The sequence below is a fragment of the Mesorhizobium sp. B2-1-3A genome (assembly GCF_006442655.1).
In the GTDB taxonomy this organism is placed as follows: domain Bacteria; phylum Pseudomonadota; class Alphaproteobacteria; order Rhizobiales; family Rhizobiaceae; genus Mesorhizobium.
In genome coordinates, this window is record NZ_VFWK01000003.1 from 838,925 (window position 1) to 859,105 (window position 20,181).

General features: G+C 63.4%; 17 protein-coding genes. 9 read left to right on the forward strand and 8 right to left on the reverse strand.

Annotated features, from left to right (window positions below; translation table 11 throughout):
- Window positions 1-44 precede the first annotated feature (44 nt).
- Entirely contained in the window at window positions 45-818 is a 774-nt protein-coding gene (locus FJ977_RS15355; protein WP_181179873.1) for a response regulator transcription factor, read from the forward strand.
- A 94-nt stretch (window positions 819-912) separates the two neighbouring features.
- On the forward strand, window positions 913-3,021 hold the full coding sequence (locus FJ977_RS15360) for an ATP-binding protein (protein ID WP_181179842.1): 2,109 nt from the start codon (window positions 913-915) through the stop codon (window positions 3,019-3,021).
- A 96-nt stretch (window positions 3,022-3,117) separates the two neighbouring features.
- Here FJ977_RS15360 and FJ977_RS15365 read toward each other — a convergent pair whose 3' ends face one another.
- A complete protein-coding gene (locus tag FJ977_RS15365; RefSeq protein WP_140772646.1) occupies window positions 3,118-3,528 on the reverse strand; it encodes a hypothetical protein in 411 nt (136 codons plus the stop codon).
- A 497-nt stretch (window positions 3,529-4,025) separates the two neighbouring features.
- Between FJ977_RS15365 and FJ977_RS15370 the strand changes: the two genes are divergently transcribed.
- Entirely contained in the window at window positions 4,026-5,228 is a 1,203-nt protein-coding gene (locus FJ977_RS15370) for an aromatic ring-hydroxylating dioxygenase subunit alpha (RefSeq protein WP_140772648.1), read from the forward strand.
- Between the two features lie 21 nt (window positions 5,229-5,249).
- On the opposite strand, the gene FJ977_RS15375 is transcribed toward FJ977_RS15370, so the two are convergent.
- Window positions 5,250-5,834: a TetR/AcrR family transcriptional regulator gene (locus tag FJ977_RS15375; protein ID WP_140772650.1), complete on the reverse strand. Its 585-nt coding sequence runs from the start codon at window positions 5,832-5,834 to the stop codon at window positions 5,250-5,252.
- Between the two features lie 150 nt (window positions 5,835-5,984).
- Here FJ977_RS15375 and FJ977_RS15380 point away from each other — a divergent pair, with 150 nt between their 5' ends.
- Window positions 5,985-7,016, forward strand: coding sequence for an aldo/keto reductase (locus FJ977_RS15380; RefSeq protein WP_140772652.1), 1,032 nt, complete (start codon window positions 5,985-5,987; stop codon window positions 7,014-7,016).
- A 72-nt stretch (window positions 7,017-7,088) separates the two neighbouring features.
- On the opposite strand, the gene FJ977_RS15385 is transcribed toward FJ977_RS15380, so the two are convergent.
- Window positions 7,089-8,504, reverse strand: coding sequence for an aminotransferase (locus tag FJ977_RS15385; RefSeq protein WP_140772654.1), 1,416 nt, complete (start codon window positions 8,502-8,504; stop codon window positions 7,089-7,091).
- A 274-nt stretch (window positions 8,505-8,778) separates the two neighbouring features.
- Between FJ977_RS15385 and FJ977_RS15390 the strand changes: the two genes are divergently transcribed.
- Genes FJ977_RS15390 through FJ977_RS15400 form a run of 3 tightly spaced genes read left to right on the forward strand, consistent with a single transcriptional unit; the run spans window position 8,779 to window position 11,640 of the window.
- The gene (locus tag FJ977_RS15390; protein ID WP_140772656.1) at window positions 8,779-9,696 is read left to right on the forward strand and encodes an ABC transporter permease; all 918 of its coding nucleotides are present in this window, start codon (window positions 8,779-8,781) and stop codon (window positions 9,694-9,696) included.
- The gene (locus tag FJ977_RS15395) at window positions 9,693-10,514 is read left to right on the forward strand and encodes an ABC transporter permease (protein WP_140772657.1); all 822 of its coding nucleotides are present in this window, start codon (window positions 9,693-9,695) and stop codon (window positions 10,512-10,514) included. The genes FJ977_RS15390 and FJ977_RS15395 overlap by 4 nt, the downstream gene beginning before the upstream one ends.
- A gap of 52 nt (window positions 10,515-10,566) precedes the next feature.
- Window positions 10,567-11,640 (forward strand): ABC transporter ATP-binding protein, encoded by a 1,074-nt coding sequence (locus FJ977_RS15400; RefSeq protein ID WP_019861565.1) that lies wholly within the window; start codon window positions 10,567-10,569, stop codon window positions 11,638-11,640.
- Here FJ977_RS15400 and FJ977_RS15405 read toward each other — a convergent pair.
- From FJ977_RS15405 to FJ977_RS15425, 5 genes are all read right to left on the reverse strand, one after another.
- Window positions 11,604-12,914: a flavin monoamine oxidase family protein gene (locus FJ977_RS15405; RefSeq protein WP_140772659.1), complete on the reverse strand. Its 1,311-nt coding sequence runs from the start codon at window positions 12,912-12,914 to the stop codon at window positions 11,604-11,606. The two genes, FJ977_RS15400 and FJ977_RS15405, sit on opposite strands and share 37 nt — an antisense overlap.
- Window positions 12,911-13,987, reverse strand: coding sequence for an extracellular solute-binding protein (locus FJ977_RS15410; protein ID WP_140772661.1), 1,077 nt, complete (start codon window positions 13,985-13,987; stop codon window positions 12,911-12,913). Before FJ977_RS15410 ends, FJ977_RS15405 begins: the two co-directional genes overlap by 4 nt.
- 110 nt (window positions 13,988-14,097) lie before the next feature.
- On the reverse strand, window positions 14,098-15,180 hold the full coding sequence (locus FJ977_RS15415; RefSeq protein WP_140772663.1) for an ABC transporter substrate-binding protein: 1,083 nt from the start codon (window positions 15,178-15,180) through the stop codon (window positions 14,098-14,100).
- Window positions 15,181-15,228: 48 nt separating this feature from the next.
- Window positions 15,229-15,894 (reverse strand): transcriptional regulator BetI, encoded by a 666-nt coding sequence (gene betI, locus FJ977_RS15420; RefSeq protein ID WP_244494125.1) that lies wholly within the window; start codon window positions 15,892-15,894, stop codon window positions 15,229-15,231.
- Between the two features lie 27 nt (window positions 15,895-15,921).
- A complete protein-coding gene (locus FJ977_RS15425; RefSeq protein ID WP_140772665.1) occupies window positions 15,922-16,716 on the reverse strand; it encodes a methyltransferase domain-containing protein in 795 nt (264 codons plus the stop codon).
- 277 nt (window positions 16,717-16,993) lie between these two features.
- On the opposite strand from FJ977_RS15425, the gene FJ977_RS15430 reads away from it, so the two are divergent.
- Window positions 16,994-18,613 (forward strand): NAD(P)/FAD-dependent oxidoreductase, encoded by a 1,620-nt coding sequence (locus FJ977_RS15430; RefSeq protein WP_140772667.1) that lies wholly within the window; start codon window positions 16,994-16,996, stop codon window positions 18,611-18,613.
- Window positions 18,600-20,180 (forward strand): NAD(P)/FAD-dependent oxidoreductase, encoded by a 1,581-nt coding sequence (locus FJ977_RS15435; RefSeq protein WP_140772669.1) that lies wholly within the window; start codon window positions 18,600-18,602, stop codon window positions 20,178-20,180. Before FJ977_RS15430 ends, FJ977_RS15435 begins: the two co-directional genes overlap by 14 nt.
- The last annotated feature ends 1 nt before the right edge of the window (window position 20,181 follow it).

The following is a 20,181-nucleotide window of genomic DNA, read 5'->3' on the forward strand; positions in this document are numbered from 1 at the left end:
TTTTCCAACCATTCCCTTGCAACCGGATATGAGTGCTGGACATGATGTTTATACCCAATCTACTTTCCACTGAAAGTGGGAGCGAGTGCATCGTGCGGGCAAGAATTGTTATCGTCGAGGACGAGCCCGACCTGAGGGACGCGGTTGCCGAATATCTCGGCGCCGCCGGTTATGACGTGGCGACCGCGGAAACCGCGGCCGCGGCGCGCAGCCTGATCGAAACGCAACCCTTCCATCTGGCCATCCTCGACATCGCCATGCCGGGCGAGGACGGGCTGTCGCTTGGCCGCTGGCTGCGCTCGAAAATGCCGATCGGCATCATCTACGCGACCGCCGCCGGCACCGCGCTGGACCGCATCGTCGGGCTGGAACTCGGCGCCGACGACTACATCGTCAAGCCATACGAATTGCGCGAAGTGCTGGCGAGGGTCCGCAGCGTGCTGCGCCGCGTTCCGCAGCCGACGGAGCTGCTCGACAGGAAAGCCAAGGCAGATCGCCGCTCGGTCGCCTTCGGCCCGTTCCAGGCCGATCTCGACGGCAGGCTGGTCACCGGGGCCAATGGCGCCGTGATCGACATGGCCAAGAGCGAATTCGACGTGCTGGAGGTCTTCCTGACCCGCGCCAACCGTCTGCTGACACGAGCCGCGATCTCGGAGGCCATCGGCTTCACCGAGGATCCGGAATCGTCGCGCGCCGTCGACATCCGCATCATGCGCCTGAGGAAGAAGATCGAGATGGACCCGGCCAACCCGAAATTCCTGCGCACGGTGCGCGGCGAAGGCTATATCTTCTCGCTGCCGACCGGCGACGGCAACTGAGCGCCAGGCCCACAGGGTTCAGGTTCGCAGCCGTTGCTCGCCGATCGAATTTGGGCCGATCGAATTGGCAATGACCTTGGAATAACGGCTGACAATGACGGGCGAAGCAACAAGCACGGATATGCAGGGTTTCAGGCAGGGCGCGGCGATGGCGGCCGTGCGCGTCGTTCGCCGGCTGCGCGAGGCCGGCGACTGGCAGCGCGAAATGGACGGGATATTGGAGACGCTGTGCCGGGCCATCGAGTGCCAGCGCGGCATCCTGTTCCGCTTGCGTGAGCTGCCTGGCCAGGGCTTTGCCCAGTCGGTGTCCGCCTACTGGATCGACCCCGACTTCGGTGGAGAACTGGCCTCGCCGACCGTCATCATGCAGTCGATCGTCAACTCCGATCCGCTGTTGGAGCGCGTGGCCGAGGACGAACGGCAAGGCAAGATCTTCGCCGGGCACACGCGCAACCTCGAAGGCTTCCTGAGAACCGATTTCGAAAAGCAGAGCATCAAGTCGTTCCTGTCGGTGTCGGTCTTCGCGCATGGCCATCTGTGGGGCACGCTGGCCGTCAATGACTGCGTCGGCGAGCGCGAGTGGACCGATGAGGAAGAGGCGACGCTGCACATCATCGCGCTCGCCATCGGCGACGCCATCGAACACTCGCCCTCCGACGCCCATGCCAGCGAAGTTATCCGGCGAACCATGCTGCAAGCCTCGCTCGACGCCATCATCGTCATCGACGAGGCCGGGTCGATCATCGAATTCAATCCTGCCGCCGAAAAGATGTTCGGCTTCCGGCGCAGCGACATCCTCGGCAAGGACCTGCTCGACACCGTCGTGCCCGTATACTACCGCAAGGGCTATTCCTCGGGCGCCGACTACATGTCGGGCCGCGGCGCGCCCATGGTCGGCCAGCGGCTCGAGACCGTGACGCAGAATGCCGCTGGCGAGGTTTTTCCGATCGAACTGACGGCGACCGAGATGCGGGTCGCCGACCGCCGCCTGATCTTCGGCTCGATCCGCGATTTGCGCGACAGGCTACGCGCCGAGGAAGAGATCAACCGGCAGCGCGAGAAACTGCATCAGAACGAGAAGATGGCGGCGATGGGCTCGCTGCTCGCGGGTGTTTCGCACGAGCTCAACAACCCGTTGGCGGTGGTGGTCGCGCAATCGACACTGCTGCATGAATTCGCCACCGATCCACAGACCAAAGTCCGCGCCGAGAAGGTCCGCGCCGCCGCCGAGCGCTGCGGCCGCATCGTCAAGAGCTTCCTCTCCATGGTGCGCCTGCATCCCGCGGCGCAGGCCGAGACCGATCTCAACCAGGTGATCCGCGCCGCCCTCGAGGTGACAGCCTACGGCGCCCGCTCGAGCGGCATCATCATCGATACCGATTTCGCGCCCGGTCCGCTGCTGGCCATGGCGGACGCCGATCACGTGACGCAGGTGGCCGCCAACTTTTTGATCAACAGCCAGCATGCGCTTGCCGGCATTGCCGGCGACCGGCTGATCAAGGTGCGGACGTTCCGTACCGATCGCGGCAATCCCGGCTTTTCGGTCGAGGACAACGGGCCCGGCATTCCGGAAGCGATCCGCAACCGCATCTTCGAATCCTATTTCACCACCAAGCCCGTTGGCGTGGGCACCGGCATTGGCCTGTCGATCTCGAAATCGATCATCGAACGGCACAATGGCAATGTCTGGTTCGAGGAAGTTGTGCCCAGAGGCGCGCGTTTCGTCGTCCATCTGCCGGCCATCTCCGCGGGCATCGCCACCGCCGGCGAGACGCAGCCGCGCTCGAGCGGCCTGCGTCATGCCTTGATCATCGACGACGAACCTGACGTCGCCGGCTCGCTGTCGGACATTCTCGAACTGATGGGCATCAAGTCGCGGATCGCGCCCGTCTGGGTATCGGGCACCGCCACCTTGAGCGGCCACATGCCACCGGACATCGTCTTTTCGGACCTGCGCATGCCCGGCACATCGGGCATAGCGATCTACCGCGAACTGCTTGCCGAGAGGCCCGACCTCGCACGACGTTTCGTGCTGGTCACCGGCGATCTGATCGGCGCCAAGGCGGAAATCGAGGCCTTGCCGGCGCAGCAGCGGCCGCAAATCCTGGAAAAGCCGTTCAGCACGCTGGACGTGCGCAGCGTGCTTTCAACGATTGCCGAGCAGGCGGCGTTGAAAGGTAAAAAAAGGCTCCCGGCCGACTGAGCGGCGGGAGCCGAAGAGAGCGCTGGAGGAGCGCTCGGGGAGGTCAGAGCATGATCCCGAATGGGAACGGGTTTCGGGACCACACTTCGACGGAAATCAGAAAATGTTTGGCGTGTTGGTCAGTGGTGCGGCATTGGCGATCATGCGGATCGCGCGGGCCTTGTGCGTGCCGGACTGCTCGGCGATAGCGCGCAGGCAATCCACGCTCTCGGCGCCCCAGGCCTGTCCCTTGCAGGCGAAATCGAGCGTCGGCATCGGCAGCCGCGCGGTCTTGATTGTCGTCGGCGCGCCGTCAACGACGTTGGCCGGCGGGTTCAACGAAGCGAAGGCCGGCCCGACTGTCGGCGTAAGCGCCATGCCGACGAAGGCGCAAGCAGCCAGTCCCATGAACATAGCCATCGGGTGGTCGCTGGCGCGTTGGCGCAGCGCCAGTTTCGGGCGGCGGTCAGCGCGCTCTGGAGCCTGGAGGCGGTGCTCGCCGCTGATGATCTTGACTTTCGCATGCATTGCCTTCCCCTTCGCTGCGTTTCTTTTTGCTGATGAAACGAACTTACTCGCGCTTTGTAACAGCACGAACGTGGTGTAGATCTGGCAATGTAACCAGGTTGAAACAGAAGTTTCGGGCAAAATCGGGCAGAATCGGTCATTCCGGATCGCATGTGGCCGAGACAAGCGAACCTCAGGCCAAGTCCCACGGGCGATCCCGGCCCCAAGCGCCTGCCGAACAGCAGATCGGCCGAGGCGCGGCGAGCACTTTTTGCCTCCGGCCAGCTGTCTTGTCCTTCGGTTTCCGCGCTTCGGGATATCGCGTCGAAACGGCGCCTCGGAACCGAGGCTAACACCCGGATTCTCCGCGATTTTCCTGGGCAGCAGCCGTATCGAATTCAGCCAAGGACAATGCCAGGGTCTCGCCTTGAAACCATTCGTATTTTCACAAGCCATTGCATTTCAATGAAAAATATGCTTTTATTGAATGATTATTCAACAAAAAGAAGAGACGTTTTATGAACCCGCACCTCCGTGACGTGGCGATCCCCAACGATTGGGACCGGCGGGGACTACCGGGCTGGAGTTACCATTCCGATGCCCTTCTCGAGCTTGAGAAGGAGCACGTCTTCCGCAACCACTGGCAGATCGTCGGCCATGTCAGCGACGTGCCCAACCCTGGCGATTACCTGACCATGGACGTGGTCGGCGAACGCGCCCTCATCGTGCGCGGCAAGGATGGCGTCGTGCGCGGCTTCAACAACATGTGCCGCCATCGCGGCAGCCGCGTCGTCGCCGACAGCCAGGGCAATTGCAAGAACGCGCTGGTGTGCCCGTTCCATGGCTGGGTCTACAATCTAGACGGCACGCTGCGCGGCGCCGCGCGCCCGCGCTCCTTCCCCGACCTCGACAAGACCGAGTTCGGCCTGATGCAGCTCGATCTCGAAATCTGGATGGGCTTCATTTTCATCCGCTTCCGCAATGGCGGCCCGCAGCCTTCAGTCGCCGAACTGATGAAGCCGATCGAACCCGAATTCGCGCACTACAATGCCGCCGACATGGTGCCGTCCTGGGGCATCTGGACCCAGAAGACCCCGGTCAACTGGAAGTCGGTGCGCGATGTCGACAATGAGGGCTATCACGTCGCCATGGCGCATCCCGCCTTGCAGGATCTCTATGGCGCGACCTATTTCGACGAGCCCTTCATAAACGGCGTGTCACGATCCTTCGCCACCTACAACCCGCATGCCGGCCGGCGCTGGAGCGTCAGGAACTACGTCAAGATCGCGCCCGAGCCGACGCATCTGCCGGACTATCTGAAGAAGGCATGGGTCTACTATGGCATTTTCCCCAATGCGGTCATTTCGGTGATGCCGGAATCCGTGCAGTTCTATCAGGAGTTTCCGCTGTCGACGGGTCAGACCCTGCTGCGCGGCGCCATCTACCGTTACCGCGACGAAAGCCGCGAGCAGGCCGCCGCCAGATACCTGTCCTTCCGCATCGACCGCGACACCATGTCGGAAGATGTGCAGTTGTCCGTGTGGTCGAACGAATCCATGCTGTCCGAGGCCTTTGAGGGCTTCTATCTCTCAGACCTCGAATACGGTGTGCGCACCCATCACGACCATCTGCGCAAGATGCTGCCGGTGCTGGGCCTCGAGACCGCGCCCGAGGAGAAGGACATGTGGAATCTGAACGACGCGCTCAGGTCGCGGTCCTAGAGCAGTGCAGGTTTGGCCCCGCTACGACGATTTCGCGCCGTGGCGCAGCCCATCGACGAGTAGAGCGACCATGCGCTCCGCGCGGCCGCTTCCGGCATTGTGGGCCGACATGCACAGGCTCGCCACCGCGCCAAGAAGCTCGTCGGCATCGACATCGGCGCGGATTTCGCCGGCGTCGGTCGCCTCATCGAGAAGCCTGCGCAGGGCAGGCCGCAGCCTCTGGTCGAAGTAACCCGGCAGACTGTCAAACGCCGGATCTCCTGAGTGCAGGGCCTTGGCGAGCCCACGCTTGGCCGCGACGAAGGCCGCGTATCGCTGCATCCAGTTCGCCAGCGCATCGAAGGGTCGGTGCCCTGCCGCCAGGGTCGATGCTGCGTCCGCGCAGGCGTCGATCTCACGGCGGAAGACGGCGGCGATCAGATCGGAGCGCTGCGGAAAGTGCCGATAGACGGTGCCGATGCCGACGCCCGCCCTTTCGGCGATCTCGCGCACCGGCGCATCCACGCCGGAGCTCGCAAACACCGCCATGGCCGTCTGGAGCAGCGTGTCGAGATTGCGTCGAGCGTCGGCGCGCACGCGCCGGTCGGCGCGAGCCCGAGGCTCCATCCCACCATCTGAATCGTCTGTCTGGTCGTTCACGACACACCCGCTTGCAAAACGGAACATTGTTCCGTATAAAAACGGAATACTGTTCCGCTTAGACCGAATAGCACAGCAAGGCAGTGCTGGCCACAACCCTGCACCAAGGAGAACGTTATGCACTACCGCACACTGGGACGAACCGGCATCAAGGTCAGCCCTTACTGCCTGGGCGCGATGATGTTCGGCGGACTGGGCAATCCCGACCACGACGATTGCATCCGCATAATCCACAAAGCCCTGGATCACGGCATCAACTTCATCGACACCGCCGACCGGTATAGCCGCGGCGAGTCGGAGGAGATCGTCGGCAAGGCGCTGAAGGGCCGGCGCGACAACATCGTGCTGACCACCAAGGTGAATGGGCCAATGGGGGAAGACGCGAACAGCCAGGGCAATTCACGACGCTGGATCATGCAGGCTGTGGAGGCGTCGCTGCGCCGCCTGCAAACCGACCATATCGATCTCTACCTCATTCATCGGCCGGCGCCGGACACAGACATCGAGGAAACGCTTTCCGCGCTCACCGATCTGATGCGCGCCGGCAAGGTGCGGGCGATCGGATCATCGACCTTCCCGGCCTCCGAGATCGTCGAGGCCCAATGGGTCGCCGAGCGGCACGGGCTGGCCCGTTTCCGCACGGAACAGCCGCCATATTCGATCCTCGATCGCGGCATCGAGCGCGACGTGCTTCCCACCTGCGAGCGACATGGAATGGGAGCGATGGTCTGGAGCCCATTGTCGAAAGGCATGCTCACCGGGCGTTACCGCAAGGGGCAGAAGATGCCCGACAGCCTGCGGGTGAAATACATGCCCAGGCAAATGTCGGATGAGCGCAGCCTGGATGCGGTCGAGCAACTCATCCCGTTGGCGAACGAGGCCGGGCTGTCGCTCACCCACATGGCGATGGCTTTCGTGATGGCTCATCGGGGCGTGACATCGGCCATTCTTGGACCGCGCACGATGCAGCATCTCGACGATCTGCTCGCCGGCGCCGAGGTCCGCCTCGGCGACGACATTCTGGATCGGATCGATCAGATCGTCCCGCCGGGAACCGATGTCGGACTGAATGAGGCCAACTACAACCCGCCGGCGATCCTGCAAGCCGATCTGCGCCGCCGGCCTGCCGGCGAACGCGCCGCTGCATAGATCCGCAAGGTCGGAGGAGATCACCTGCCCAACAGGCACCTTCTCCCCGTGAAACGGGGAGAAGGGAGAGCTTTACCCCTGCCAAACGCCTTCCCGACGCAGGTCATCCATCGTGCGTGAAATGCCTTCGCGCAGGATTGCGACCATGTCGTCGATCTGCTCGCGCGTGATGATCAGCGGCGGCGACATCACGCACATGTTGATCAGCGGACGCACCAGCAGGCCAAGCTCATGGCAATGGGCGTCGATGCGTTTGCCGACATCCTTGTCGAGTTGCAGCGGGTCCTTGCTTTCGCGGTCGGCGACGCACTCCACGCAGCCCATCAGCCCCACGCCGCGCACCTCGCCGACCAACGGCAGGTCTTCCAGCGTCTTCAGCTGCGCCTGTAAATAGGGGGCGACCGCCTGCGTGTGCGCAAGCACGCCTTCTTCCAGCAGGTCGAGGTTCTTCAGCGCCACGGCGCAACCGACGGGGTGGCTGGTGTAGGTCAGGCCGTGGCCGAACATCGCATCGGGATGGTTCGAGCGGCGCAGTTCTTCAAGCAGCCGTTCCGAGATGATGACGCCGCCGAGCGGAAAATAACCCGAGGTGACGCCCTTGGCGAAGGTGATCATGTCGGGATCGATGCCGAACACGTCGCCCGAGGCGAAGACATGGCCAAGCCGGCCAAAGCCCGTCACCACCTCGTCGGAGACATACAGGATGTCGTTGTCGCGGCAGATCTCGCGGATGCGCCCGAGATAGCCATCGGGCGGCACGACGACGCCACCGGAGGCCTGCACCGGCTCGCCGACGAAGGCGCCTATTCTGTCGGCGCCGACACGGGCGACCGTGTCGCGGAACTGCTCGACGAGGAAATCGGTGAAGGCGGCAAGGCTCATGCCTTGCGGACGACGGAACGGATCGGGCGAGGACAGCTTGATCACCAGCTCGTCGGCACCATCCATCCAGTCGCGGTCGCGTGGGCGGCCGTTGAGCGAGGCCGACAGGTAGGTCGAGCCGTGATAGGCGCCGCCGCGCGACAGGATCAGCTTCTTTTCCGGGCGGCCGCGCACATTGTTGTAGAACTGCATGAGGCGCAGCGCCGTCTCCACGGCCGAAGAGCCGCCGGTGGTGTAGAAGACATGGCTGAGATCGCCCGGCGCATGGCCGGCGATGCGCATGGCAAGCTCCGCCGATGGCGCGTTCATCGTGTACCAGGGCGTGTTGTAGGACAACGCCATCGCCTGGTCGTACATCACCTTGGCCAGCTCCTCGCGGCGGTGGCCGACATTGACGCACCACATGCCGGCCGGCCCGTCGATCAGCCGCTTGCCGGTGTTGTCGGTGATGTAGATGCCGTCGCCCTCACCGATCAGCGCGCGTGCTTCCGCACCGACGGAACCGGCATAAGGCCAGGGCTGGATGAGATGGCTCTTGGCCAGTTCGATGGCATCGCCGCCGGGCTCGGTCGTCTCGGTCGCTCTTAGATCTCTCGCAGCCGCCATGATCGCCTCCACATCATCTCATCGATTTCTTCGCGGGCATGCAATTCAGCGTCAAATGCCGAAAATCCGGGCTTTCTTCACTTCATTTTGAATGTCCGTTCAATCAATATTGCAGAAATAGCGCTTGATTTCAATCCGCGGATACGGGCATGATGAAAGAAAGCCGGCAAGGGGAACAACAAGTCGGCGCCAGCACAATGGGATGCCGCATGGCGGAACAGTCCAGGCCAGCAACCGAAATCACGCCCGGAGCCCTGCCCCCCGGAGTCTGGCAATGACGGCGGCGGCGGAAGGGTCGCCCCCGCTGCGCATGACGCGGGCCAGACGAAATGCCCTTCTGCAGTCCGAGCCCGTACAGGGCTTTGCCCTGATCAGCCCGACCTTTCTCTACGCGCTCATCCTGCTGGTCCTGCCGATCCTGGTGGTCATCGCCCATTCCTTCTGGACACAGCATTACCTGACCATCGACCGCACCTTCACGCTGGAAAACTACCGCGTCGCGCTGACCGAACCGATCTACCGGGATCTGTTGTGGCGCTCGCTCTACATCTCGCTGACGGTGAGCCTGCTCACCGTCATCCTCGCCTACCCGATCGCCTACTTCATTTCTTTCCATGGCGGCCGTCACAAGAGCCTGTGGCTGTTCCTCATCACCATCCCGTTCTGGACCAGCTATCTCCTGCGCGTCATGTCCTGGAAGGTCATCCTTGGCTACAACGGGGTCCTGAATTCCGGCCTGATGGGCCTCGGCATCATCCACGAGCCGTCGACGGCCCTGCTCTACAATTCGAGCGCCGTCATCATCACGCTTACCCACGCCTGGGCGGCCTTCGCCATCCTGCCGATCTTCGTCTCGCTGGAGAAGGTCGACCGCACGCTGGTCGAAGCGGCCACCGACCTTGGCGACGGCCCCTTGCGCTCGTTCCTGCGCGTGACCTTGCCGCTGTCGGCACCAGGCGTCATCTCGGCGGCGCTGATCGTCATGATCCCGACCGTCGGCGACTACGTCACGCCGAAGCTCGTCGGCGGCAAGGACGGCGTCATGATCGCCAATGCCATCCAGGCGCAGTTCGGCAAGGCCGCCAACTGGCCGCTGGGTGCCGCCCTTTCCGTCACCACCATGCTGATCGTCACCTTGATGGCCGGCGCCACGGTGCTGATCATCCGCGCCTTGCAGAGGCTGGCACGATGAGGGCGCGGCGTTTCCTTTCGGGCGGCTGGCTGTCCGTCTATGCGTTCCTCTACATCGTCTTCCTCTATCTGCCCGTCATCTTCCTGCCGATCTTCTCGATCAACACCGCGCCAACGCCGAAATTCCCGCTCACCGGCTTCACCCTGCAATGGTATGCGGACCTGCCGCACACGCCGGCCCTGCTCGACGCCGCCTGGAACAGCCTCAAAGTCGGTGTCTGCGCCTCGGTTCTCGCCACCGTGCTCGGCATCCTCGCCGCCCGCTCGATCACCCGCTACCGCTATCCCGGCCGCCGCACCATCAACGGCCTGATCATGGCGCCGCTGGTGCTGCCCGAGGTGATCGTCGCCATCTCCATGCTGCTGGTGATGCTGCAGCTGGGCTTGAGCCTGTCGCTATTCACCGTCGTGCTCGGCCATGTGCTGGTCTGCATCCCCTATTCGATGACGGTGCTGACCTCCGGTTTCGAAGGCTTCGACCGCAGCCTGGAGGAAGCCTCCGCCGACCTCGGCGAAAGCGCTTTCGGCACCTTCCGGCGGGTGACGCTGCCGATGGTGGCGCCGGCCATCATCTCGAGCCTGCTCGTCTGCTTCACCATCTCGCTCGACGAATTCATCATCGCCTTCTTCCTGACCGGCACCGAAGCGACGCTGCCGATCTACATCTGGGGCCAGTTGCGCTTCGCCTCGAAACTGCCAGGCGTGCTGGCGCTGGGCACGCTGCTGCTCGTTGCCTCTTTCCTGTTGATGACTGTTGCCGAAATCCTGCGTCGCCGCGCGGCCAGACGCACCCAGAACGAGGGAGGCCTCTATGCCTGAACAGCCGCAGATCGAGCGCCCTCAATCCGATCGAGCCCAGTCCGATCGAGCGATGATCGAGATCCGCAACGTCACCCGCAGCTATGGATCGTTCAAGGCGCTGGACGATGCGTCCCTGACCATACGGGAGGGCGAATTCTTCTCGCTGCTCGGGCCGTCCGGCTGCGGCAAGACCACGCTTTTGCGCATGATCGCCGGCTTCGACAACCCGACCAGCGGATCGATCGCGGTCGGCGGCCAGCCGATGGAAGGCATCCCGGCCAACCGACGGCCGACCAACATGGTGTTCCAGAGCTATGCGATCTTCCCGCATCTCAATGTCGAGCAGAATGTCGCCTATGGGCTGAAGCGGCTGAAATTGCAGGGCGGCGAAGAGAAGCGCCGCGTCGAGGAGGCATTGGCGCAGGTTTCGCTGACCGGCCTTGGCAAGCGGCTGGCCACTGAACTGTCAGGCGGCCAGCGCCAGCGCGTCGCGCTGGCCCGCGCATTGGTGATGCGGCCCAAGGTGCTGCTGCTCGACGAGCCTCTGTCGGCGCTCGACAAGAAGCTGCGCGAGCAGATGCAGGTCGAACTGCGCCGCCTGCAGCAGGCCGTCGGCATCACCTTCGTGCTGGTCACCCACGACCAGTATGAGGCGCTCGCCATGTCCGATCGCATCGCCGTCATGTTCGGCGGCAGGATCGCCCAGGTCGCCTCGCCCAAGGAGATCTACCAGCGGCCAGTCAATCGCCAGGTCGCCGACTTCCTCGGCGGCATGAACTTCGTCAAGGCGGAGATCGTCGAGGAGAACGGCGCCTCATTGATCGTCGACACGTTGGGCTTCGGCCGCGTCAAGACCGACAAGCCGAAGGCCTTCGTGCGCAATGGCGGCGCCGCAACGCTCGGCATTAGGCCCGAGCGCCTGCGTGTTTTGTGGGACAATGCGACGGCAAAATTCGAGGTTGCCGGCAAGGTGGTCGAACGCCACTATTTCGGTGAGATCACCCATCTGATCGTCGAGATACCGGGTCTGGAAAAGCCGCTATCGGTGACCGAAACCAACGATTTCGGCGCCGACGACATTCCCGTCGGCACCCCGATCCGCCTTGCCTACGATCCCGAGGCGCTGGTGGCGATGGGGGATTGAAGCAGCGCCAAGATCTTGCGCGCCGCAATGCGCCCCGCGACGATCGCCCCTTCGACATAGCCGGGGAAAGACGGCGACAGTTCCGAAGCGGCGAAATGCACTGGCGGCGCACCCGCCAGAATCGTCCTCTCGGCATCCCTGGCCGTCACGTCGACGATGAGGTCGCTGTAGGCGCCGCCGCTCCAGCGATCCTGTATCCAATCGCGCGAACTGAAATCAAGGATATCGCTGGCATCCAGACCGAGCGCGTCCTGCAATCGTGCCGTCACTTCCGCACGAAGTGCCGTTTCGCTCAGCCCCCGCCAGCGCAGCGCGAGCGGTCCGCCGATGAAGACGACGAGCGCGGCATGCTGCGCATCCTTGCTGGCATCGCAGGCAAAGAGGCCCGGCAGGTCGCGCCACATCACCATGCCGCTCAAACCCTGCTCGCGCCAGAATGGCCTGGGATAGCGCACCAGGATCTTGATCACCGCGCCGCTTTCCCAGACGCCAAGCGCCGTCGCGAGTCTCGTCGGCAAGGCCGGTGCGAAATCAAGCTTCGCGGCCGTCGCCGGCGGGAGCGCCATCAGCACCTGGCGCGCTTCGATCACGCCATTGCCCGTGACGACGCGAACGCCTTGCGGCCCATGCTCGATGCGCGTGACCGGTTCGCTCAGCAACACCCGATCGCCGAGATCGCCAGAAAGATCCTCGGCCAGCGACTGCATGGTCTCGCGCAGGGAATATTGCAGTTCCGGCACTTCGTTGGTGATGCGGCGGTCATTGTCGATCAGGTACCAGAGCGGCACCTTGTCCATCGGCAGGCACCACAGGCCTTCGATCATCGAGCGGAAGGCCGTCTTGGCATCGATGGGATCATGCTGCTGTTCCAGCCAGGCCGCGACACTCATGCCTTCTATCGAAGGATCGCCCGGCTCGATGCCGTTCATGCGTTCGCGGATCGCCATCGCGCCGTGATAGGTCTGCTTGGCGTCCTTGGCCGGCATTGACGGATGGGTGATGAAATCTCCCTCGACATAGGTGGTGACGAATGTCTTGCCGCGTGCCTTCGCCAGCGCCATCACTTCCGGCATGTCCTCGCACAGGAACTGGCCGCCGCTGTCGATGCGCTCGCCAAGTCCGTTGCGGACCGCCTCGACCCGTCCACCGGCACGGTCGCGCGCTTCCAGCAGCAGGAAGCCTATGCCGGCCTGCTTCAACTCAAGCGCAGCCGACAGGCCGGTGAAACCGGCACCGACGATGACGACTTCGGTTCTTTCCAGTTCGCTCGTCAATAGCCGGCCTTGATCTTCTCGAACTCGTCGACCATGCGCTTCTTCAGTTCCGGCGCGACCGGCTGCTGGAACAGCGTCTTGTCGAGGAACTTGTCAATGTCGTCGAAGCCGCGCTCGGCCAGCACCTTGTGGTCGATCGCGGCCATGCCGGCGCTGTTGCCATGGCCGTAGCCGAATGTCGTGACCATGTATTTCGAAATGTCAGGCGCGTTGACCGCGTTCAGGAAATCATAGGCCTGGTCGAGCTTGCCCGGCGCGTCCTTCATCAGCACGTAGCCGCACACCCAGGTCGACATGCCTTCCTTGGTATCGCGGTTCATGGCGACGGGAACGCCTTGCCCGTTCATCGCGATCAGTGTCTGGCCCCAACCCCAGGCGAGGTCGACCTCATTGCCAGAAAAAGCCTGGTCGATATCGCTCGAGTCGGTCCAGTAGAGACGGATGTTCTTGTGCACCTGGCGCAGGAAATCGGACGCCTCCTTGAATTGCGCGTCGGTCATCTTGGTCCAGTCCTTGAGGCCTATCACCAGGCTCGCCAGCGCGTAGGCATCGTCGACATTGTCGCCGATGGTGACGCGGCCCTTGAATTTCGGATCGGCCAGGATCCGCAGCGACTGCGCCTGCTCGCCCGTCACATTGTCGGTGCGGTAGAGCAATGCCGTATTGCCCCAGTCGAACGGCATGAACCAGGCCTTGCCGTCCTCGGTAGTGGCGAGGTTTTTCATCGCCATGATGCCGGGATTGAGGTTCTTCCAGCCGGCAATCCGGGAGGTGTCGAGCGGCTGCAACAGCCCCGCATCGCGCCACTTCGCCACGCTTTGCGAACAGGGATGCGCGATATCGGCCTTGAAGCCCGCCCGCATCTTCTCGAAGGCTTCATCCTCGTCGCCAAAGAAGGCGAAGGTCGGCTCGGCGCCGTGTTTGGCGGTGTAGGCCGGATGCAGCAGCGGGTCCTCGTAACCGGACCAGTCGAACACCACGAGATCGCCGCCGCCTTCCGCCCAGGCATAGACCCCGCCGGCGCCGATCATGCAGGCGGCGGCAAGTGCAAGGCGGCGTAGCATTGGCGTCATGGCGAAACTCCCCCATCGCGAAAAGCTGCAGCGAGGTTAGGAGAAATCATCTGCTTTGGCGAGGGTCGTCCGCTGCACCGAGGCGGCAGCGGACGGACCGTGGAACGAACTCAGTACCCGGCTTTGATCTTCTCGAATTCGGCGATCATCTTCAGCTTGAGGTCGGACGGCAGCGGCGACTGGAACAGCGTCTTGTCGACGAATTTCTGCACGTCGTCATAGCCCTTTTCCTTCAGGATCGCCTGGTCGACCCCGGCCATGCCCTTGGCATTGGCCTGGCCATAGCCCCAGTCCTTGACCAGCACCTTGGCGGTCTCCGGATCGTTGACGGCGTTCAGGTAATCATAGGCCTTGTCGATATTGCCGGGCGCGTCCTTGAACAGCACGTAGCCGCAAACCCAGGTCGAGATGCCCTCATTGGTGTCCCTTACGGACTTGATGGGCACGCCTGCCTTGACGGACTGCACGGTCGCATCGTTCCAGGCCCAGGCGAGGTCGACCTCACCGCCCGACAGCAACTGGACGATATCGGTGGTGTCGGTCCAGTAGGAACGGACGTTCTTGTGCACCTGACGCAGGAAGTCGGACGCCTGCTTGAACTGGTCGTCCGTCATCGTGGTCCAGTCCCGCAGGCCGATGGCAAGGCTCGCCAGCGCATAGGCGTCGTCGACATTGTCGCCGATCGACACCCGGCCCTTGAACTTCGGATCGGCGAATGCCTTCAGCGACTGCACGTCCTTGGCGTCGATCTTGGAGGAGTTGTAGGTGAGCTGCGTGTTGCCCCAGTCCCACGGCATGAACCACGCCTTGCCGTCATCGGTCGTGGCGAGGTTTTTCATCGCCATGATGCCGGGATTGAGGTCCTTCCAGCCCGTGATCTTCGAGGTGTCGAGCGGCTGCAGCAGCCCGGCTTCGCGCCACTTCGTCACGCTCTGTGAGCAGGGGTGACCGAGATCGGCCTTGAAGCCGGAACGGACCTTCTCGAACGCCTCGTCCTCGTCGCCGAAGAAGGCAAAGGTCGGCGAATCGCCGTTCTTCTCGACATATTTCGGGTGGAAGCTCGGGTCCTCGTAGCCGGACCAGTCGAACACGATCAGGTCCTTGTCCGCGGCGACGGCGAACGCTGCCGCCGAAGCCGCAAGCGCGCCGCCCAGCGCCAATGTCAATGTCAGGCGTCGGCTAAGTTTCTTCATGCTGTTCCATCCTCTTTTGGTCTTGCCGGTCTTGGCGGCCGGCTGTTGCTAACCGTAGTGCTTCGGGAAGGCAGCGGCCAAAAAAGCATTGGCCGCCTGCAATGCTGTTTCGCGCGTTGTGTCCTCGGTGCCCATCATCAGCCGCAGCCACAGCCCTTCCAGCATGGCCGACAGCGCCAGCGCCATCACCTGCGGCTCATAGGCATACGCGCCGCTCTGCTTGAGTGCCGTGCAGAGATCGATGAAGACCTGCTGGTAATAATTATCGCGCGAACTGCTCAGCGCCTGATAGGTGGGCCGCGACTTGGCCTCGCCCCAAAAGGCCAGCCAGGCGGCGAGCTTGCGCTTGTTGCAGATCGAGCGGTCGAAGTCGGCCCACACCAGTTGCTGCAGCTGCCGTGCCGGATCGTCGCCTGCCTTCTGCAGCGCGGCGCGCCAATGCGCCGAGTACTCGTCATACATATGCTGCAGCGTCGCGATCAGCAGCTTTTCTTTGCTCTCGAAATGGAAGTTGACGATGCCACGCGAGAGGCCCGCGCCATCGGCGACATCGGCCATCGTCGTCTCGGCGTAGCCGCGCCTGGCCAAGGAATCGATCGTTGCCTCGATCAGCTGCAATTGACGGACCTCCTTCGAAGCCTTGCGGCCGCGCTTTTCGGCGTCGCTCTTTCGCGTCGTTTCGGCGAGAACGTCCCTGGCCTCGGAAGTCTTCATGGATGTGACGGTCTCCAGCATTGCCGGCTATCCAACCGGCTTCCAACCGCGCAGATGAGTGGGACGGTGCTCGCCACTGTCAAGCACCTTCTGCATTGCCTCCCAGGTCTTGATGTTCTTGTCGACATAGGCCGCGCCGACTGCGGCCGCGGCTCGAGCGTAGAGCGGTCCCTTGAGCCGTGCGAGTTCCCCGCGCGCCACCTCCCGGTACCAGGGGTTGCGGTCGCGCACGGTGATGTCGGCAAGGCCCGCGCTTCGCATCGCCTGCGCATAGCGCGCCGGCGATGCCATGGTGAAGGACAGACCTTCCGCCGCGACATAGGCCTTCATCTCAGGCGAGGGTTCGCCGTCATGCCCAATCATCCAGTTGGAAGCCGCAAAGACACCGCCCGGTTTCAGCACGCGAAAAATCTCGGCGAACAACGCGTCCTTGTCAGGCACATGCAGCAGCGCGTCCTTGGAGAAGACGACATCGAAGGAGCGATCGGAGAAAGGCAGCGATCCGGGAGGCGATTGAACGAAGCTGGCGCGATTTGCGAAGCCACGCGCCGCGGCTCGCCGTCTGGCCGCTTCGATCACCGGCTGTTCGACATCGAAGCCGGTGGCGTGGGCGGCGCCGTGATGCTCGACCAGATGCAAGGTGATGCCGCCGGAGCCGCAGCCGATATCGAGGATCGTCTTGCCCTTGAGCGAAAGCCCTTCGACCACCCGGTCGACCTCATCAGGGCCGCCCGGCGACAGGTAGCCCTCGCCCCACAGCGCCTCGAGGAAGCGGATCGCGGTGTCGTCATACTCCGGCTCGGCATCTGCCGTTTCGATCATCAGCCCTCGATCCCCAATCGATGATTGCCCAGTTCGAACGCCGGCAAAGCCTAGCGCATGTCCGGGAAAACGCAACATCGTTTGTTGAACATTCATTCAGAATGGCTGGACAAAACAGCCGATACCATGCCAAATTCCGCATATTCGGGAACAGATCACGCAAAAATGAACAGCGGGTCGTACAGGGCAATTCCAGGAAAAGCATGAGCGGTTTTCCCGGAAAGCCGCACAACTCTTTCCCCTGGGAATTGCGCGGAAACAAAGAGACTGGGCCACAATGAAAGCTTGGGACGCGATCGTCATCGGCGGCGGACACAACGGCCTGGTCAACGCCTGCTATCTGCAGCGCGCCGGGCTCGACGTGCTGGTGGTGGAGAAGAACGACTGGGTCGGGGGTGCCGCCACCAGCCGCGAGCTGACACCCGGCTTCCTCTACTCCAACTGCTCCTATGTCTGCTCGCTGTTCCGCCCCGAAATCATGCGCGACCTCGAACTGCCGCGCTTCGGCCTGCAGGTCATTTCCTATGAGGGCGGCGCGGTGTTCACCCGCGACGGCGACTACCTCGCCAACTACCGCGACCATGATGCGCACCGGCGCGAATTCGCCCGCTTCTCGAAACGCGACGCCGAAGCCTATGATCGCTACGCCCGCGACGTGACGCGGCAGTGCCGTTTCATCCAGCCGCTCTTGATGCGCACCGCGCCCGACCCGACCAGCTTCAAGCCGCGCGACCTCGGCGAGTTGCTCTATCTCGGCAGGAAGTTTGCCGGCCTGTCGGCGGAAGAAATGGCGCTGACGCTGCGCTTCTGGACCATGTCGATCTCGGAATTCCTCGACGAGTACTTCGAGACCGATGTCATCAAGGCCAACTTCGCTTTGTCCGGCATCATCGGCACGGCGCTTGGGCCGATGTCGCCCGGCACGGCCTACGTGCTCTTGCACCACTATATGGGCGAGGTCGACGGCTCGGTCGGCGCCTGGGGCTATGCGCGCGGCGGCATGGGCGCGGTCACCAAGGCGCTGGCCGCGTCGTTCAAGGCCTCGGGCGGCACCATCCGCACCGGCGCCGAGGTCGACCATGTGCTGGTCCAACGCGGCAAAGCCAAAGGCGTGGTGCTGGCAGGCGGCGAGGAGATCTACGGCAAGCTCGTCGTCTCCAATGCCGACGTGAAGCGCACCTTCCTGAAGCTGGTCGAGGAAAAGGAACTGCCCGACATTTTCCTGCGTCGGGTCAGGAACTTCAAGATCCGCGGTTCCTCCGGCAAGGTCAACATCGCGCTCGATTCGCTGCCCGAATTCCCGGCGCTGCCGAAGGATTCGCCGGTCTATCGCGGCGACATGCACTTCACCGATTCGATGGAACGCATGGAGCGCGCCTATGACGATTGGAAGGCCGGGCGATGGTCGGCCGATCCTTTCCTCGACATGGTGATCCCGACAACGCTCGACCCGACCATGGCGCCGCCGGGCAAGCATTTCATGAGCTGCTTCGTGCAATACGCGCCGCCCAAGGTGAACGGCCGCGAATGGACCGATGCCGATCGTGACGGCTTCGCCGAAAGCGTGATTGCGCAGATATCAGAGTATTCGCCGGGCTTCCGCGACCGCATCATCCACATGGAGGTGCGCACGCCGCGCGAGATCGAAGCCGAGGTCGGCCTCACCGAAGGCAACATTTTCCAGGGCGAACTGACCTTCGACCAGCTTCTGTTCAATCGCCCGGTGCCGGGCTACGCGCAATACCGCTCGCCGGTCGGCGGGCTCTATATGTGCGGCTCCTCTACCCATCCGGGCGGCGGCGTCATGGGCGCGCCCGGCCGCAATGCCGCCGCCGAAATCCTGCGCGATCTCGCCAAATCCACCTCGCATATGAGCCCAGCCCATGACGTCATTTGATGCACCAAAATGGGATGTGCTCGTCATCGGCGGCGGCCACAACGGTCTCGTCGCCGCCGCCACTCTGGCGAAAGCCGGCCGCAAGGTGCTCCTGCTGGAAGCGGTGAGCGAAACCGGCGGCGCCGCGCGCACCGAGCAATTCGCGCCGGGCTTTCGCGTCTCATCGATCGCCCATGTGCTGAACCGTCTGCACCCCGACGTGATGAAGACGCTGGAGCTGGAGAAGCACGGGCTAAAAGTCGCCCGCGCCGACTTCCTGCCGTCAGTGGCGCTGTCGAAAGACGGCCCAGCGCTGATGCTGCATGGCGCCTATGGCGAGGTGCTGACCGGCGCCAGCGCGTCCGAGCAATCCGCCTGGAAGGAACTGCGTGCGCAATTGCTGCGCTATGCCGGCATCCTGAAACCTTTCTTGTCGCGCCGCGCGCCCGATCTCGCCGGCATGTCGTTGCTGGAGACCGCTGCCCTCGGCCAGACCGCGCTGGCGCTGAAGAAACTCGGCAAGGAAGACATGCGCGACTTCCTGCGCGTGCTCTTGATGAACGTCGCCGACCTGCTCGACGAGCAGCTTGCGGACGACAGGCTGAAAGGCCTGCTCGCCTTCGATGCGACACTCGGCAGCCATCTCGGCCCGCGCTCGCCGACCTCGCTGCTCGGCCTCTACTATCGCCTCGCCGGCGAGATCGGCGGTGCGTCCGGCGCACAGATGCTGCCGCAAGGCGGTATGGGCGCCGTTGTCGCCGCCATCCGCGCGGCGGCGGAGATGGCCGGCGTCACCGTCCGGACATCGGCGCCCGTCGGAAAGATCATCGTCGAGAAAGGCCGCGCCGCCGGCGTCGCGCTCGACACCGGCGAGGAGCTGCGCGCCAGGACAGTCATCTCCGCCATCAATCCGGCGACAACTTTCCTCGACCTTGTCGGGCCGCGCGAGCTCGACACCGGCTTCGTGCGCAAGGTGAAGAACATTCGGATGAAAGGCGACGCGGCGAAACTCAATCTGGCGCTGGATCGGCCGCCGCAATTCAGCGGCGTCGATGCCGCCGGCCACAAGGGCAGGCTGGTCATCGCGCCCTCGCCCGATCATGTCGAGCGCGCCTTCAATCCATCCAAATATGGCGAATTCTCAGCCGAGCCGGTGATGGAGATCACCCTGCCCAGCCTCGCCGATCCGTCGCTCGCGCCTGAGGGAGCATGCGTGCTGTCGGCGGTGGTGCAATACGCGCCCTATGCGTTGAAGGAAGGCTGGGCTGCCGGCAAGCCGAAATTCCTCAAGGCGATCATGGCGCAGCTCGAGTCTTATGCGCCCGGCATCGGCAAGAGCGTTGTCCATGCCGAGTTGCTGACGCCGGCCGATATCGAGACGCGTTACCGCATGCCGGGTGGCCACTGGCACCACGGCGAATTGCAGGCCGACCAGATGCTGATCTCGCGTCCCATCTCGGGTTGGTCCGGCTACGACACGCCGCTTGAAGGATTGTTCCTAGCCGGTGCCGGCTCGCATCCCGGTGGCGGTGTCTCCGGCGCACCCGGCCTCAATGCCGCGCGGCGCATCATTGCGATGAAGAGGTAGG

Excerpts from the sequence above, each read along its gene's own strand:
- FJ977_RS15355 (WP_181179873.1), top strand. The coding sequence starts at position 45 with ATGTTTATACCCAATCTACTTTCCACTGAAAGTGGGAGCGAGTGCATC.
- FJ977_RS15360 (WP_181179842.1), top strand. The coding sequence starts at position 913 with ATGACGGGCGAAGCAACAAGCACGGATATGCAGGGTTTCAGGCAGGGC.
- FJ977_RS15365 (WP_140772646.1), bottom strand. The coding sequence starts at position 3,528 with ATGCATGCGAAAGTCAAGATCATCAGCGGCGAGCACCGCCTCCAGGCT.
- FJ977_RS15370 (WP_140772648.1), top strand. The coding sequence starts at position 4,026 with ATGAACCCGCACCTCCGTGACGTGGCGATCCCCAACGATTGGGACCGG.
- FJ977_RS15375 (WP_140772650.1), bottom strand. The coding sequence starts at position 5,834 with ATGGAGCCTCGGGCTCGCGCCGACCGGCGCGTGCGCGCCGACGCTCGA.
- FJ977_RS15380 (WP_140772652.1), top strand. The coding sequence starts at position 5,985 with ATGCACTACCGCACACTGGGACGAACCGGCATCAAGGTCAGCCCTTAC.
- FJ977_RS15385 (WP_140772654.1), bottom strand. The coding sequence starts at position 8,504 with ATGGCGGCTGCGAGAGATCTAAGAGCGACCGAGACGACCGAGCCCGGC.
- FJ977_RS15390 (WP_140772656.1), top strand. The coding sequence starts at position 8,779 with ATGACGGCGGCGGCGGAAGGGTCGCCCCCGCTGCGCATGACGCGGGCC.
- FJ977_RS15395 (WP_140772657.1), top strand. The coding sequence starts at position 9,693 with ATGAGGGCGCGGCGTTTCCTTTCGGGCGGCTGGCTGTCCGTCTATGCG.
- FJ977_RS15400 (WP_019861565.1), top strand. The coding sequence starts at position 10,567 with ATGATCGAGATCCGCAACGTCACCCGCAGCTATGGATCGTTCAAGGCG.
- FJ977_RS15410 (WP_140772661.1), bottom strand. The coding sequence starts at position 13,987 with ATGACGCCAATGCTACGCCGCCTTGCACTTGCCGCCGCCTGCATGATC.
- FJ977_RS15415 (WP_140772663.1), bottom strand. The coding sequence starts at position 15,180 with ATGAAGAAACTTAGCCGACGCCTGACATTGACATTGGCGCTGGGCGGC.
- betI (WP_244494125.1), bottom strand. The coding sequence starts at position 15,894 with ATGAAGACTTCCGAGGCCAGGGACGTTCTCGCCGAAACGACGCGAAAG.
- FJ977_RS15425 (WP_140772665.1), bottom strand. The coding sequence starts at position 16,716 with ATGATCGAAACGGCAGATGCCGAGCCGGAGTATGACGACACCGCGATC.
- FJ977_RS15430 (WP_140772667.1), top strand. The coding sequence starts at position 16,994 with ATGAAAGCTTGGGACGCGATCGTCATCGGCGGCGGACACAACGGCCTG.
- FJ977_RS15435 (WP_140772669.1), top strand. The coding sequence starts at position 18,600 with ATGACGTCATTTGATGCACCAAAATGGGATGTGCTCGTCATCGGCGGC.